The following is a 14,816-nucleotide window of genomic DNA, read 5'->3' on the forward strand; positions in this document are numbered from 1 at the left end:
TCGATGGAACTGAAGAAAAACGCGTTCAAGGCCGGGCTGAAGGCGGGACAACCGCAACTGGGCCTGTGGAGCAGCCTGTGCAGCCCGATCGTGCTGGAAATGCTGTCCAATGTCGGATTCGATTGGCTGTTGATCGATGCCGAACATTCGCCGCTGGAAATCGCGGACCTGCTGCCCCTGTTGCAAGCGTCGGCGGCGGGCCCGTCCATGGCGGCGGTGCGGCCGCCCTGGAACGACAAGGTTCTCTTGAAGCGGGTTCTGGATATCGGGGCGCAAACCGTTCTGATCCCCTTCGTGGAGAACGAGGACGAGGCAGCCGCCGCCGTGTCCAGTTGCCGCTATCCCCCGCATGGCATTCGCGGTGTCGCCGGCGCGACCCGGGCCAGCGGCTATGGCCGTATCCCGGACTACCTGCACCGCGCGCAGGAAGAATTGTGCATCCTGGTCCAGGTGGAAACCGGCGCGGCCTTGTCCCGATTGCCGCAGATCGCCGCGACCGAGGGCGTAGACGGCGTCTTCATCGGCCCGTCCGACCTGTCGGCCTCCATGGGGCATTTGGGCAATCCGGCACACCCGGACGTTCAGGCCGCGATCAAAAATGCGGCGCAGGTCATACGAGATGCCGGGAAAGCACCGGGGATTCTGGCGACATCCGTCGACGATGCGAAACGCTATCTGGATTGGGGTTTCGGCTTCGTGGCCTGCGGCATCGACCTGCGCCTATTGGCGACCGGGGCCGCGACGCTATTGTCCAATATGCGTTAAGCGCTTAGGTCAATTGGTCCAGCAGCCGGTCGAGCATCCGGTCGCAGGCCGCCAGTTGATCCCGCGTGACATATTCATCCGGTTTGTGGCCCTGCCCTTCCATGGAGCCGGGGCCGCAAACGACGGTGGGGATGCCGCGTTCGGCGAAGAACCCGGCCTCCGTCCCGAAGGCGACCTTGCCGATCGAATTCACGCCGGACAGCGCCCGCACGCGATCCACCGCCGCATGGGCGGCGGGCATATCCAGGCCGGGATATCCGCCGACCCGGTCGATGCGGATTTCCGCACCGTCGAACCGGGGGCGATACCGATCCTCAATCTCCCGCGCGACCTCCACCACACGGGCGAGCAGGGCGTCGGGATCGTCGGCAGCCAGATGACGGATTTCAAATTCGATATCCGCCCGGTCGGGTACGATGTTCAGGGCCGTACCGCCCGACAGCGTCCCGACATGGATGGTCGAATAAGGCACGCTATAGGCCTCGTCCTTAAGGCCGCTCTCGGCAATCGTCTCTTGCAGCGCCGTCAGCCCGATCACGAATTCGCTTGCCAGATGCAGCGCGTTGACGAATTGCGGCGCCAAGGCGGAATGGCCGCTCTGCCCGATGCAGGTCGCGCGTAAGGACAGCTTGCCCTTATGGCCGATGGTCGGTTGCATGTCCGTCGGTTCGCCGATGATGCACAGGTCCGGCAGGCCGATGCCCGGTTCCATGTCGTCGATCATCCGGCGAATGCCGACGCAGCCCACTTCCTCGTCGTAAGACACGGCCAGCGACAGCGGGGACTTCAGGTCGACTTTCGACGCGCGGTCCGCCAGCGACAGCATCGCGGCCAGGAACCCCTTCATATCCGTTGTGCCGCGACCGTACAGCTTGTCGTCCTCCGCCGTCAGCGTGAACGGATCGACATGCCAATTCTGTCCCGCCACCGGGACGACATCGGAATGCGCGGACAGCAACACGCCCGCCCCGTCCACAGCCCCGTCCACAGCGCCGTCCACTGCCCCATCTTTCGGGGTGAGCCGGGCGAACAGCCCCGCCTTCGTGCCGTCCTCATTCACCGTCCGATGCACGGCGAAACCGCGTTCCGTCAGGTAGGATTCGACAAAATCGATCAGCGCCAGATTGCTGTCCGCGCTGACCGTCGGAAAAGAGACCAAACGTTCCAGAATAGAGATCGTATCCGTCATGTCGCCCATGCTGTCAGTCCGCGGCCAGTTCCGCAATCTCGCGGCGGAAGGGCAGCGCGTCGCCCCGATCCGGCCCGTCCAATTCCCGTGCATACCGGTGTCCGGCATAGGTCGCCCAGGCAATCGGGCCCGCCGCTTCCGCATCGCCGAACAGGGTCACGGATTTGATCCCCGCATCCGCCCATTCGTCCGACCGCGCCAACAGGGCGTCATAGACGGCGCTTTCGCCGATCCGGGACGCGACCATGACGACAGCATCCGCAGCGTAGGTTTCGGTTCGTCCGGTATAGACGCAATTGCTGACGACATGGTCCGCCGCGATTTCCGTGACCCCGCGATTGAGGACAATGGTTACGCCCAATTCGACCAAACGGGCGTGGATGGCAGCCTGTTCCAACGTGTTCAACGTCCAATCGGAGACATAGGCCGACGGCGTGATCAGCGTGACCGACGCCCCCTTGGACGCCAGTAGTTCGGCAAGGACCCCACCCATGTAATAGTGGTCGTCGTCATAAACGACGACAGTCCCCGTCGGAACCGTGCCGTCCATCAGGTCGTCCGGCGTCAGTACCGTCGCGCCGTTCGCAATCGGCATCGGCACGACATGCTGACGCGACACGCCGTCCCGCCGCCAGGTCGCGCCGGTTGCCAGCGCCACATGTTCGAATCCGAATTCCAGGATCTCGTCCGCGCCCAACGTACTGTCCAGATAGGTTTCGACATTGCCGCGCTGGCTCAATTGATAAGCGCGGTAGTCCCGCACCCGGCCCCAGGCGTTCAGTCCCGGCAGCTTGCATTCACGCGCCACGCGCCCGCCCAGTTCGGATCGTGCCTCCGCCAGGGCAACGTCATAGCCGCGACGGCACAGCGCCCAGGCAGCCTCCAGCCCGGCGGGGCCGGCCCCGACGACCAGCACATTGTTGCTGTCCCCCTTCGGGTTCATGTTTTCCGGGTGCCAGCCCTTGCGCCATTCTTCCATAAAGGTCGGGTTCTGGGTGCAGCGGCTGATCGACATGGTCATATCGCCGGTAATGCAGATGTTACAGCCGATGCATTCGCGGATGTCTTCGATCCGGCCTTCTTCCACCTTCTTAGGCAGGAACGGGTCGGCGATGGACGGCCGCGCGCAGCCGATGAAGTCCAACGTCCCGGACGTAATCATCTTCACCATCACATCGGGGGAGGTGAAGCGCCCCACCCCGACGATGGGCCGGTCTGTCAGTTTATGGATGCCGTCGACCAGCGCATGCTGGGCCGCTTCCTCCTTGAACCGCGACGGGCCGGAGCAATCCTCCCACGCGCCATGGGCCAGGTCCCACAGGTCCGGCAGGTTGCGGTTCATATCGACGAATTCGCGAACCTCCGCATTGGAAAAGCCCAGATCGCCGATCGTCTCGTCCAGGCTTACCCGCAGCGTAATGCCCATCGTATCGCCAACGGCATCGCGGATATCCGCCACGACCTCGTTCACGAAGCGGGTCCGGTTTTCCAGACTGCCGCCATATTCATCCGTGCGCTGGTTCGTCGCGCGGCTGAGGAAATGTTGGAAAATGCCGAAGCCATGCGCGCCATACAGGCAGACCAGATCGAATCCGGCGATTTTCGCGCGCTTCACCGCGTTCACGAACCATCGGCGCAGGTCGCGGATTTCGGACAGGGTCAGCGCCCGCGCCTGAACCGGATCGTTGGTGAAGGTCCGGATCGGCAGGGCGGACGGCGCCAGCGGCACTTCCTTCGTATACAGGTTCGGCCCGTTGATTCCGGAATAGGCCAACTGGATTCCGGCCAGCGCGCCGTGTTCCTTCATCCGGTCCGCCATCTTGGCCAATTGCGGGATATCGCGGTCGTCCCACAGGCGCAGTTCGATGAAGGGGGTGATTTCCGACGTGTGGTGCATTTCACACTGTTCGGTGAAAATAACGCCCCAGCCGCCTTCCGACTTCACGCCGCGCATCGCCGCCGCCGCCGACGGATCGCGATACCCACCGCCGTTACAGTGCGGGACCTGATAGAACCTGTTTTTCGCCGTGACCGGACCGATCTGCATCGGCTGGAACAGAACATCGTATCGAGCGTCGCGCACCTTCACCCTCCCCTGCTTCCTAAAAGAATCTCGACGGATCGCGGGCTTTCCAACACGTCCACCCCGCCATTCGGCATCGGTCGAAAATACAGGGTAGCCAGCCCCAGAAAAGACTGGCTTTCGGAATCGCCGGTTAGGATGAACCTAACGCCGGAACGTCGCCGCATCGGCTTACCTTTCCATCCGGCGATTAGCGACAGCCCAAGCAATGCTTCGTGATTTAGTAGTTATCCCGAACCAACGGTTCCCCTAGTCTAATCGCCTACCGTTACACCCGGCATCCCGCCGATTACTGAAACACGCCTGAACGCGAAACGATAAGGAAATTAAACGGATATGCCGGTTGAGACGATAAACACGCTTGTCATCGGTGGGGGACAAGCCGGTGTGGCCATGAGCGAACATCTAAGCGCTTGCGGCGTGCCGCATCTGGTGCTGGAGCGCGGTCGGATCGCCGAGCGCTGGCGGTCGGGGCGGTGGGATTCCCTGGTCGCCAACGGACCGGCCTGGCACGATCGTTTTCCGGGCATGACCTTCCCGAACACCGACCCGGACGCCTTCCCGCCAAAGGAAACGGTCGCCGACTATTTCGCCGCCTATGCCGAAAAAATTCAGGCCCCGATCCGATGCGGGATCGAGGTCACGTCGGTCAAACGGCGGGACGGGGGGATCGGCTTCGTCGTGGAGACCAGTGACGGCGTGATAGAGGCCGACAATGTCGTCGCCGCGACCGGGCCGTTTCAGCGACCCGTCATCCCGCCGATCGTCCCGGAGACGTCCGGCCTGATGCAGATTCATTCCTGCGACTACCGCAACCCGGCGCAATTGCCGAACGGCGGTGTCCTCGTCGTCGGCGGCGGCGCTTCCGGCGTGCAGATCGCCGACGAGCTGAACCGCGCGGGAAAGAAGGTCTATATTTCCGTAGGCCCACACCACCGCCCGCCGCGCGCTTATCGCGGACGCGATTACGTCTGGTGGCTGGGCGTTCTGGGCGAATGGGACCGTGAGGTGCCGAAGGAAGGCAGCGAACACGTCACCATCGCCGTCAGCGGCGCGCATGGCGGGGAAACCATCGACTTCCGACGGCTGGCCACGCAGGGGATCACGCTCGTCGGGATCACGAATTCCTACAAGGACGGCGTGATGACATTCGCCCCCGATCTTGCCGCCAACATCGCCGTCGGGGACGAAAATTATCTGTCGGTTCTGAGGCAGGCGGATGCCTTCACCGACAAATACGGCCTCGATCTGCCGGAAGAACCGGAGGCCTATATCATCGACGCCGACCCGCCCTGCGTGACCGATCCGATCCTGTCCCTGGATATGGCGGAAGCCGGAATCACCGCCATCGTCTGGGCCACCGGCTATGCGCTCGATTACGGTTGGCTGAAGGTCGATGTCTTCGACGACAAGGGAAAACCGATCCATCAGCGCGGCGTATCGAAGGAACCGGGCCTGTATTTCGTCGGCCTGCCCTGGCTGCAAAAGCGGGGATCGTCGTTCATTTACGGCGTCTGGCACGACGCCAAATATCTGGCCGACCATATCTTCAAGCAGAACAAATACGCGGTCTACGACGCCGCCGCCCGCGGCTAGTCGGGCCTCAAGAGTATCACAGCCGGAATCGAAAACCGCGCCCCGATCTCTCGGGGCGCGGTTCTCTTTTATCCGCCTGATGGTTGGGTCAGGCAGGACCGATTACTGCAGAAGGTCGGTCCAGACCTTGGTCACCAGGTCCTGGGCCGCCGGGCTGCAGGCCTTGGAGAATTCGACCGGCACGGTCGGGAACAGTTCCGGCGCGTTCTCCGGCGTATAAGCCGCTTTCGACACGTCGATTTCGACCGGCGAGGAGTGGGCGTAGTAGTTGTATTGGATCGTCGCGTTTTCGACGGTGGACATGAAGTCGATGAACTGCTTCGCGAGGTCCACATTCTCTGCACCCTTCGGCACGACGAAGCTGTCGAGCCAGCCGACGAGGCCTTCCTTCGGCATCGCGTATTCGATATTCGCACCGCTGTTGCGGGTGCGCAGGGTGTTGCCGTCCCACCAGAAATGGGCCGCGACTTCACCGGACCCGATACGGTTTTCGATATTGTCGGAGGTATAGGCCGCAACATAGGGCTTCTGCGCCATCAGCAGGTCGTAGACCTTCTTCATCTCCGCCTTGTCTTCGGTGCAGAACGGGATGCCGAGGTAAAGCTGCGCCGCGCCGACAACTTCATCCGGATAGGACAGCGAGGCGATTTTGCCCTGCAATTCCGCCGGCGGCTCGAAATAGACGGACCAGCTGTCAACCGGGCCTTTATACAGGTCGCGGTTCACGGTGTACCCGGCGGTGCCGTAGGCGAGCGGAATGGAGTACTTGTTTTCCGGGTCCCACCACTGGCCCTTCCAACGGTCGTCCAACTGGCCATAGGCCGCCAGATCCGTGGCGCCGATGTCTTCCAGCAGGCCTTCGTCGACCATGATCTTCACAAAGTGCTGGGACGGGGTGACGATGTCGTAGCCCGACGAACCGGCCTGCAGTTTGGTCAGCGCGTCTTCGTTGGAATTGAAGCCGTCGACATTGACCGTCGCGCCGGTTTCCGCCTGGAACTTCTCAATCAGTTCCGGGGCGATGGAATCCGACCACGCGTAAATGTTCAACGTCCCTTCGGCCTGCGCCTGGGTAATCATGGCAACGGAAAGAACCGCGCCGAGAAGAAGTGTCTTTTTCATGAAGTCTCTCCTGTTTGGGTTTACTTGGTTGGCGCCGGGACCCTCCTCGCCCCGGCAAGGATCAATCCCTCGTCATGGCACGACTGCTCATCACAAGCGCCGCTGTGGCGATGATCAGAGAGGCGATAATCATGAGGGTGGAAATGGCATTCAGTTCCGGCGTCGTGCCGCGCTTGATCAGCCCGAAGATATAGACGGGCAGCGTCGTCGACCCGCCGGAATTGAGGAGATTGGACGTGATGAAATCGTCCATGGAAATGACGAAGGCCAGCATCGCCCCGGCGAAGACACCCGGCGCGATCATCGGCAGGGTCACACGGCGGAAGGCGACCCAGGGACTGGCGAACAGGTCGCGGGCGGCCTCTTCCATCTCCAGTGTCATGCCCTGCATCCGGGCGCGGATCGGCAGAAAGGCGAAGGGGGTGCAGAACGCCGTATGCGCCAGGATCAGCTTCAGCATCCCGTTCGTCAGGCCGATCTGCGAAAACAGGATCAGCACCGCGACGGCGACGACGATTTCCGGCAACATCAGCGGCATGTTCACCACGGCTTCCGACAATTGGAAGATGCCGCGCCGGGGCGCACGGCTCAAAACCATGGCGGCGCATAATGCGATCAGCGTTGCCCCGATTGTCGCGATGACCGCGACGATGAACGACACTTCCAGGGCCGCCAACAGCGCCTTGTTTTCCAGTGCCGCGGCATACCATTTCGTGGAAAACCCGGACCAGACGGACACCAGGCGGTTTTCGTTGAAGGAATACCAGACGACCACGCCGATCGGCAGATACAGCCAGATGAAGAAGATCAGCGTGACGAGGCGCGCGCCGGGATAATGGCGGACATCGGTGGCTCGGTTCACAGCAACGCCTCCTTCCGGCTGGCGCGGCGCGCGTTGAGCATGAGCAGAACCACCACGATGGCCATCAGCACCAGCGCAATCGCCGCGCCGAACGGCCAGTTGCGGGCCCCACCGAACTGCGACTGAATCAGCGTGCCCATCATCATCAGCTTGCCGCCGCCCAGCAGCATGGGTTCCAGTACCGTACCGATGGCCGGGACGAAAACCAGGATCGCCCCGGCGGCAAGACCGGGCCAAGTCAGGGGCAGAATGATCTTCCGCAGCGTCACCCAGCGGTTGCCGTACAGATCATGGGATGCCTCCAGCAACGCCGGGTCCAATTTCTCGATCGCCGCGAAGACCGGCAGCACCATCAGCGGGATATAGCTGTAGACCATCCCAGCGAGCATGGCGCCCGGCGTGAACAGGAAGGTGTCGATCTCCCCGCCGCCGACGAACCGCCACAGCTTTTCCGCCAACCCGTTATTCCCCAGGATAATCAGCCACGCATACACACGTACGATCATCGACACCCAGAACGGCAGCGTGACCAGATAGATCAGCAACGGTTTCCAACGGCCGGGGCTCTGCGCGATGATATAGGCGACGGGCAGCGCCAGGATCATACAGATCGCCGTGGTCGCAAGGCCCAACGCCAAGGTCCGCCCAATGATGATCAGATATTTCGGTGTGAATTCCAGTTCGTCGGTCCAGCCGAGGGAGAACAGCAGCTCACGATAGCTGTCGATATTGGCGCTCCATTCGAAGCCGCCATAGGCGCCGCGTTCCGCGAAGCTGACGCCGATGACGATCCCCACCGGGATGATCAACGTGAACAGCATGATCGCCCAGGCGGGGACGAGGCCCCAGAAGCGGAAGCTGCGCAAGACGGTCATCTGGCCAATACCCGCGCGCTGTCGTCGCGGAAGCCCAAGGGCACCGTCTGTCCGATGTCGAAACTGTCGGCGTGACTGACGTCGTTGCGGCGCGACACGCGCAGCAGGATGCCCGACACATCCACCGTATAATGGGTGAAGCCGCCCATATAGTTACGGCCCGCAATCGTCCCGGTCAGGGAATTGCCGGTCGCCTGTTCCGCCATGCCGATCTTTTCCGGACGCAGGGAGACCGTCACCGGCCCCGGACCCGTCACGCCCTTCTGAAACGTCGTGATGTCGAAGCCGAACGGGGTCTTAACCCGCGCCTTGTCGCCATCGACCGACACGACCGTGCCGTCCAGGAAATTGGTTTCGCCTATAAAGTCCGCGACGAAGCGGTTTTCCGGGTCTTCGTAGATTTCGGACGGCGTGCCGATCTGTTGAATTTGTCCGTCGCCCAGGACGCAGATCCGATCCGACATATCCAGTGCCTCGTCCTGGTCATGGGTGACGAAGACAAAGGTAATACCAGTCTGACGCTGCAACTGGCGCAACTCGTCGCGCATGGCCTGCCGCAGCTTCAAATCCAGCGCCGACAGCGGTTCGTCCAACAGCAATATTTGCGGTTCCGTTGCCAAGGCCCGTGCCAGGGCGATGCGTTGCCGCTGCCCGCCGGACAATTGGAGCGGGTTCCGAGCGGCGAAATCGGACATATGCACAAGGTCCAGCATTTCCCCGACCCGCGCGTCGCGCCGGGCCTTGTCCCAACCCAGATTTTCAAGACCGAAGGCGATGTTCTGCGCCAAGGTCATATGCGGGAAAAGAGCGTAGCTCTGAAAGACCGTGTTCACCTTGCGCTTTTCCGGCGGCAGGCCTGCGATTTCCTTGCCATAGAGCAAGATCGCGCCGCTCGTCGGACTTTCAAAGCCCGCGATCATTCGCAACAGCGTGGTCTTGCCACAGCCCGACGGGCCGAGAAGCGTGAAGAATTCGTTCTCGTCGATGGTGAAGCTTACGTGATCCAGCGCACGATAGCTGCCGAACTGCTTTGATACGTCAAAGACCTCCAGGGCCCGGCCGCGCGTCATACGTTACTCCCCATTGCTCCATCCCGATCCCAGACACAACCTGTGGAACAGCACCGCTCATGCCCACATGTCTTGGAAAGGCAACAGAGTGGCATCTGCGCGGTTCAAGTAAATTACACTTTACGGAAGCTCGACTTAGGCCACCCCTAACTGCACGCAAAATTGGCACAGGTGCCGCCTAATTGCGCATTTCCAACGTGAACCGCCTCGCCACAGCCGCGATTTTATGCAAGCGATGTCGCTGTTTTGTGCAGTGAGAAATTGGTGGTCAAGCCGACGCGTCGGTGCCGCCCTTGGGCAATTCCAACCCCGGCGCGTGGGTGGGGGTGATACGCGACCGGCAATGGTCCAGGAAGGCCCGGACGGTCAGGGAATTCAAGGCCCCTTCGGGATGCAGCAACCCCAGCTTCATTGGCCGGACCGGCCCCGTCATGGGGACGAGGCGCAGCGGCTTTCCATCCGGCGCGCGGGTCGTGGCAGGTCGGATATTGGCGATGGAATAACCGAACCCGTTGGCGACCAACGACCGCATCACGGCGATATCGCGCGTTCGTTCGGCGATCTTCGGCTTCACGCCCAGTTCATCGAAAAAGGACAGGAAGTATTCCGCACTCATCGGCAGGTCGAGCAGGATCAACGGATAGTCGACCAGCATCTCCAGCGAGATACTGTCCAGATGGCTCAATTCATGGACCTCCGGCAGCAACACGAAAGGCGGCAATTCGATCAACGGAATGAATTCCAGGTCAGACGGAATCTTCAGATCGTAGGTCAGCGCGATGTCCAGGCGCGCCGACCGCAGGCCTTCGAAAATCTCCAACTGGTCGCGTTCGTATTGCCGGAAGCTCACTTCCGGATAGGTATCGACGAAACTGCGCCGGATTTGCGGCAGGACGATTTGCGCGAAGGTCACCAGACCGCCGACATTCAACGGTCCCCGCACCTGTCCCGTAATGTCGTTCGACAGGTCGTTCAGCTTGCGCGCACGCTCCAACACATCGCGGGCATGTTCCAGGAACCGCAGCCCGCCCTGAGTCAGCGAGAGCCCCTGAGCATGGCGGCGAATGAACAACTGAACGCCGAATTCGGCTTCAAGCTGAGAGATGGCGGCGGAAATCGACGGCGACGATACGCTTACCTTTTCCGCGGCAAGCGCAATCGATCCGCATTCCCCGACAGCCACAAAATATTCCAGCTGACGCAGCGTGAAACGTAAGGCCAAGTTTTTCCCATCCGGTACTTATATTAGGTTTTCCCTAATCTAATCCGGCAGGGGATGCGGATCAATATTTGATCCAAACGGTTTTCAGCGCAGTGTATTTGTCGAAGGAGTGGATCGACAGGTCACGACCGAAGCCCGATTGCTTCATACCGCCGAAGGGCGTCATCGCCGACAGCGCATCCACCGTATTGACCGACACCGTCCCGGCATTCAGCCGGTCCGATACGTCCATCGCCCGGCTGAGGTTCCCCGTCCAGACGGAGGCCGCCAATCCATAGATCGTGTCGTTGGCAATCGCCACCGCGTCGTCATCGGTCTCGAAGGTCTGGACGGACAGGACGGGACCGAAGATTTCCTCCCGCGCGATACGTGCGTCACGCGGCACATCAGCGAAAATTGTCGGTTGAATGAAGGCGTCGGAAATGCCGATCGACACCCGCTCCCCGCCGGTAACCAGACGCGCCTCTTGCTTGCCGGATTTCAGGAAGCCTTCCACGCGGTCGGCATGGGACCGATCGACCATCGCCCCCATCTGCGTTTCGGGGTCGAGCGGGTCGCCCTGGCGGATCGCCGCCGCCCGTGCGGCCAGCTTCTCCAGCATCGCATCGGCGATATCCTGATGCACCAGCAGCCGGGAATTCGCGGAGCAGACCTCCCCCTGATTGAAGAAGATGCCGAAGGCCGCCATGTCCGCCGCCGCGTCCAGATCGGCATCCGGGAAGATCAGGTTCGGGCTTTTGCCGCCGGTTTCCAGCCATACCTGCTTCATATTGCTCTCACCGGCATAGCGCTGGAACATCTTGCCGACAGCAGTGGACCCGGTGAAGACGAGGCAATCCACATCCTCGTGACGGCCCAGGGCCTGCCCGGCCTCCTCGCCATATCCCGGCACGACGTTCAAGACACCGTCCGGCAAACCGGCTTCCGCCGCCAGTTCCGCCAGTCGCAGGGCCGACAGGGGCGATTGTTCCGCCGGTTTCAACACGACGGAATTCCCGGCGGCGAGCGCCGGGGCCAGTTTCCAGGTCGCCATATCCAACGGGAAGTTCCACGGCACAACGGCGCCGATAACGCCCAGCGGCACGCGCCGGATCATCGCCACATCGCGCCCGCCGGTCGGCGCGACCTCGTCATACAGCTTGTCGATCGCTTCGGCATGCCATTGGAAGAAATAGGCGGAACCGGGCACATCCACGTTGACGGTTTCCGAAATCGGCTTGCCCATATCCAACGTATCCAGCAAGGCCAATTCGGTCAGGTTCTCGCGGATCAGACCTGCCAGTTTCAGCAGGACTTCCTTGCGTTCCCCCGGCGTTTTGCGGGACCAGCGACCGTCCTCAAACGCCGCGCGGGCGGCGATCACGGCGCGGTCGATATCCGCCGCCCCGCCGCGCGCCGGTTGAGCGATGACCGCCCCGGTGGCGGGATTGATGCTGTCGAATACCCGACCGTCCGCAGCGGGGGCGAAGGCGCCATCGATCCAGCATCCCGTATGCGGTTTAAGAGCGGCGGCCTTTGCGCGGTATTCGTCAAAACTCAGCATCGGACCTCCTATTCGTCGCCGGGCACGCCGTAGGACGGCGCGGCTGTCGGGTTCAGGGCTCGGGTCACGTAATCGTCGGCCTGCGGTTTGTAGACGTCCCACGCTGCGGCGAGCGCCGCGATGGGACAATCCTCCGTCCAATCGATCCGCAATTCGGCATAGGGCCAGTCTTGCTTGTCGACGATCAACATCCCGGCGGAATGGACGGGACCGGCCTCTCCCCCCAGGGACAGCGCCGCCTGCATGGCTGCGATCAGTCGGTCGCCCAGGGAGCCGGTGGCCTTCTCAAACCCCGTCACCATCGCTTGCGGGACGCCGGCATCAGCCAGCAGGTTTCCGCCGGCCGCACAATCCCTGCCGGATGCCGACGACCACGTACCCAAAGCCTTACCGCCGGAATGAATCGCGGTACCGCCCTGCCCGTCAACGGCGAGCACCTGCCGGTAATCGGGATAGGCTTCGTCCCGGATCGCGGCGGCCAATGCGTCCTCTGCGGATTTCCCCGCCGCCAGGAGGTCCAGAACGATCGGCCCCAGCGCCGGGTTGGTCACGTTCTGGGTCGCGACCGCGCCGACACCGGCCCGTGCGAAAGCGCACCGCGCCGCCACCGCCGGGGAGGACGACGAAATTGCCAGACCGAACCGACCGGTTTCAGCGCAGCGTGCAACGATAGAGAAGGTCATCGGGCCCCCTTTCGGTGTCGATCAATCGGGGATAACGAATGTGGCGTCGATTTCGACCAGCCATTCCGGACGGGCCAGCGCCGTCACCACCACGCCGGTCGAAACCGGATGCACGCCGCGAATATAGTCGCCCATCGTGCGATAGACCGCTTCCCGGTGACGCACGTCGGTCAGGTAGACGACGACCTTGCACATATGCGCCATCTCTCCGCCCGCTTCGGTGATGAGCTGCTGGATGTTCTGCATCACCTTGTGGGTCTGTTCCACCGGATCGCCGCTTTTGATATTTTCCGCCGTGTCCAGGTCCTGCGGGCACTGGCCGCGCAGGAAGACGGTGGCGCCACGGGCGACGACCGCCTGGCACAGATCGTTATCCAGCTTCTGTTCGGGATAGGTGTCGCGCGTGTTGAACTTACGAATGCGGGTGTGGGCCATTGGGCTCTCCATGCCGGATAGGGTTAAGATTCGATGCGTCAGGCGGGTTCGGGCAAACGGACCTCCGAGCCCTTATATGACAAGTAGCCGCGCTGTTTGGAAATATGGTCGGCGACGAATTTCGCATCGTGCCAGACGCCCCAGAGGAAGGACGACCCGCGCCGCGACTGCCACGGCAGCCCCAGGAAATAGACCCCCGGCTCCGTGGACACACCGCGCCGATGGGCAGGGCGTCCAGACTTGTCGAAGGCATCGACCTGCAACCAGCCGAAATCCAGCGCGAATCCCGTGGCCCACAGGATCGTGGTGATCCCCGCCTCTTTCAGGTCCAGTTGCGAAATCGGATCGGTCATGCAGGCCGGGTCCGGGCCGATCACGCGCGCGTCGGGTTCTTCCGGCAGGTCCAGCCCGTTGCGGGCGACGAAGTCATCGGCCTCGTCCAACAAGGATAGGTAATTGGCGTCCCCGGCGGCGACATTGCGCGTCAAGTCGGATGCGAAGGACATCACACCGTCGCGATAGGTTTCGGTGCGGCCGACCAAGGTGATCCCCTGTTCCGCCAGGTTCCGGAAATCGATGGTGTGTCCACCATCCGCGCCGCTGACGGCGATGGTCGTGTGTTCGACGCCCGGCGTTGTTTCCGCATCCCACTTATTCAGGACACCCAGCCACCAAACGAAATCCCGCCCACGATAGCGGCGCGGCGGGCGGTCATGCGGACCGACCGACAGATAGACGCGCTTTCCGGCTTGGTTCAACTCGTCGGCGATCTGAACGCCGGACGACCCCGCGCCGACGACCAGAACCGCCCCGTCCGGCAATTGCGCCGGATTGCGGTAGGCATTGGAATGGATCTGCGCGACCCCGGCTTCATCCGGCACGATACCGGGGATGATCGGCTTCTGAAACGGGCCGGTCGCGGCGACGACATATTGCGCTTCAATCACCCCGTCCGACGTTTCCACCCGAAAACCGGACCAACCGTCTAGACGCGTCACCGACGTCACGGACACACCGCACCGGATCGGCGCTTTGATACGGGCGGCATAATCGACGAGGTAGTCTGCGATGCCTTCCTTCGGCACGAAGGCATCCTGATCGAAGCCATCGAATTCACCGTTGGGGAAACGGTCGTGCCAGGCCGGGCCGTTGGCGACCAGCGAATCCCACCGTTCCGACCGCCAGCGTTCGGCGATCCGGCTGCGTTCCAGGACGATATGGGGAATGGCGTTCTTACCCAGATGTTCGCTCATCGCTATCCCAGCCTGACCGCCGCCGACAACAAGCACTTCCGTTTTCTCGACCGACATTTCAGCGTCCCTTTCCGATCGTCTGCATATTCCGGTTGCCGCTCAGCGGCAGGTCCCGTGA

At 62.2% G+C, this 14,816-nt stretch carries 13 protein-coding genes; 2 read left to right on the top strand and 11 right to left on the bottom strand.

Features of this window, described 5'->3' with window-relative positions; all coding sequences use genetic code 11:
- The first annotated feature begins 3 nt into the window (after nucleotides 1-3).
- Nucleotides 4-765 carry an HpcH/HpaI aldolase family protein gene (locus HH303_RS02755; protein WP_169623665.1) on the top strand — a complete coding sequence of 254 codons (762 nt, stop codon included), beginning with the start codon at nucleotides 4-6 and terminating at the stop codon, nucleotides 763-765.
- A gap of 4 nt (nucleotides 766-769) precedes the next feature.
- On the opposite strand, the gene argE is transcribed toward HH303_RS02755, so the two are convergent.
- Both argE and HH303_RS02765 read right to left on the bottom strand, forming a co-directional pair.
- Entirely contained in the window at nucleotides 770-1,963 is a 1,194-nt protein-coding gene (gene argE, locus HH303_RS02760; protein WP_227421478.1) for an acetylornithine deacetylase, read from the bottom strand.
- Nucleotides 1,964-1,967: 4 nt separating this feature from the next.
- The gene (locus tag HH303_RS02765) at nucleotides 1,968-4,037 is read right to left on the bottom strand and encodes an oxidoreductase (RefSeq protein WP_169623666.1); all 2,070 of its coding nucleotides are present in this window, start codon (nucleotides 4,035-4,037) and stop codon (nucleotides 1,968-1,970) included.
- 336 nt (nucleotides 4,038-4,373) lie between these two features.
- Here HH303_RS02765 and HH303_RS02770 point away from each other — a divergent pair, with 336 nt between their 5' ends.
- Nucleotides 4,374-5,633, top strand: a complete 1,260-nt coding sequence (locus tag HH303_RS02770) for a flavin-containing monooxygenase (RefSeq protein ID WP_169623667.1) — start codon at nucleotides 4,374-4,376, stop codon at nucleotides 5,631-5,633.
- A gap of 102 nt (nucleotides 5,634-5,735) precedes the next feature.
- Here the strand turns inward: HH303_RS02770 and HH303_RS02775 are convergent, their stop codons facing one another.
- The 9 genes from HH303_RS02775 to HH303_RS02815 form a co-directional block, all read right to left on the bottom strand.
- Nucleotides 5,736-6,755 carry an extracellular solute-binding protein gene (locus tag HH303_RS02775; protein ID WP_169623668.1) on the bottom strand — a complete coding sequence of 340 codons (1,020 nt, stop codon included), beginning with the start codon at nucleotides 6,753-6,755 and terminating at the stop codon, nucleotides 5,736-5,738.
- A gap of 61 nt (nucleotides 6,756-6,816) precedes the next feature.
- Complete coding sequence (locus HH303_RS02780; RefSeq protein WP_169623669.1) at nucleotides 6,817-7,617, bottom strand: ABC transporter permease; 801 nt, start codon at nucleotides 7,615-7,617, stop codon at nucleotides 6,817-6,819.
- Nucleotides 7,614-8,492: an ABC transporter permease gene (locus HH303_RS02785; protein WP_169623670.1), complete on the bottom strand. Its 879-nt coding sequence runs from the start codon at nucleotides 8,490-8,492 to the stop codon at nucleotides 7,614-7,616. The genes HH303_RS02780 and HH303_RS02785 overlap by 4 nt, the downstream gene beginning before the upstream one ends.
- Nucleotides 8,489-9,562 carry an ABC transporter ATP-binding protein gene (locus tag HH303_RS02790; protein WP_169623671.1) on the bottom strand — a complete coding sequence of 358 codons (1,074 nt, stop codon included), beginning with the start codon at nucleotides 9,560-9,562 and terminating at the stop codon, nucleotides 8,489-8,491. Before HH303_RS02790 ends, HH303_RS02785 begins: the two co-directional genes overlap by 4 nt.
- Nucleotides 9,563-9,830: 268 nt before the next feature.
- Entirely contained in the window at nucleotides 9,831-10,784 is a 954-nt protein-coding gene (locus tag HH303_RS02795) for a LysR family transcriptional regulator (protein WP_169623672.1), read from the bottom strand.
- A gap of 61 nt (nucleotides 10,785-10,845) precedes the next feature.
- Nucleotides 10,846-12,327: an aldehyde dehydrogenase gene (locus HH303_RS02800; protein WP_169623673.1), complete on the bottom strand. Its 1,482-nt coding sequence runs from the start codon at nucleotides 12,325-12,327 to the stop codon at nucleotides 10,846-10,848.
- 8 nt (nucleotides 12,328-12,335) lie between these two features.
- Nucleotides 12,336-13,010 carry a DUF1028 domain-containing protein gene (locus HH303_RS02805; RefSeq protein ID WP_169623674.1) on the bottom strand — a complete coding sequence of 225 codons (675 nt, stop codon included), beginning with the start codon at nucleotides 13,008-13,010 and terminating at the stop codon, nucleotides 12,336-12,338.
- A 21-nt stretch (nucleotides 13,011-13,031) separates the two neighbouring features.
- Nucleotides 13,032-13,445 (bottom strand): RidA family protein, encoded by a 414-nt coding sequence (locus HH303_RS02810; protein WP_169623675.1) that lies wholly within the window; start codon nucleotides 13,443-13,445, stop codon nucleotides 13,032-13,034.
- A gap of 38 nt (nucleotides 13,446-13,483) precedes the next feature.
- Entirely contained in the window at nucleotides 13,484-14,755 is a 1,272-nt protein-coding gene (locus tag HH303_RS02815) for a flavin-containing monooxygenase (RefSeq protein ID WP_169623676.1), read from the bottom strand.
- Nucleotides 14,756-14,816: the final 61 nt, after the last annotated feature.

Source organism: Pacificispira spongiicola, assembly GCF_012926505.1.
GTDB lineage: Bacteria > Pseudomonadota > Alphaproteobacteria > UBA8366 > Aestuariispiraceae > Pacificispira > Pacificispira spongiicola.

What these genes read in the sequence shown, in the direction of transcription:
- HH303_RS02790 (WP_169623671.1), bottom strand. Translation starts at nt 9,562, where the DNA reads ATGACGCGCGGCCGGGCCCTGGAGGTCTTTGACGTATCAAAGCAGTTC.
- HH303_RS02800 (WP_169623673.1), bottom strand. Translation starts at nt 12,327, where the DNA reads ATGCTGAGTTTTGACGAATACCGCGCAAAGGCCGCCGCTCTTAAACCG.
- HH303_RS02810 (WP_169623675.1), bottom strand. Translation starts at nt 13,445, where the DNA reads ATGGCCCACACCCGCATTCGTAAGTTCAACACGCGCGACACCTATCCC.
- HH303_RS02775 (WP_169623668.1), bottom strand. Translation starts at nt 6,755, where the DNA reads ATGAAAAAGACACTTCTTCTCGGCGCGGTTCTTTCCGTTGCCATGATT.
- HH303_RS02815 (WP_169623676.1), bottom strand. Translation starts at nt 14,755, where the DNA reads ATGTCGGTCGAGAAAACGGAAGTGCTTGTTGTCGGCGGCGGTCAGGCT.
- HH303_RS02755 (WP_169623665.1), top strand. Translation starts at nt 4, where the DNA reads ATGGAACTGAAGAAAAACGCGTTCAAGGCCGGGCTGAAGGCGGGACAA.
- HH303_RS02805 (WP_169623674.1), bottom strand. Translation starts at nt 13,010, where the DNA reads ATGACCTTCTCTATCGTTGCACGCTGCGCTGAAACCGGTCGGTTCGGT.
- argE (WP_227421478.1), bottom strand. Translation starts at nt 1,963, where the DNA reads ATGGGCGACATGACGGATACGATCTCTATTCTGGAACGTTTGGTCTCT.
- HH303_RS02770 (WP_169623667.1), top strand. Translation starts at nt 4,374, where the DNA reads ATGCCGGTTGAGACGATAAACACGCTTGTCATCGGTGGGGGACAAGCC.
- HH303_RS02785 (WP_169623670.1), bottom strand. Translation starts at nt 8,492, where the DNA reads ATGACCGTCTTGCGCAGCTTCCGCTTCTGGGGCCTCGTCCCCGCCTGG.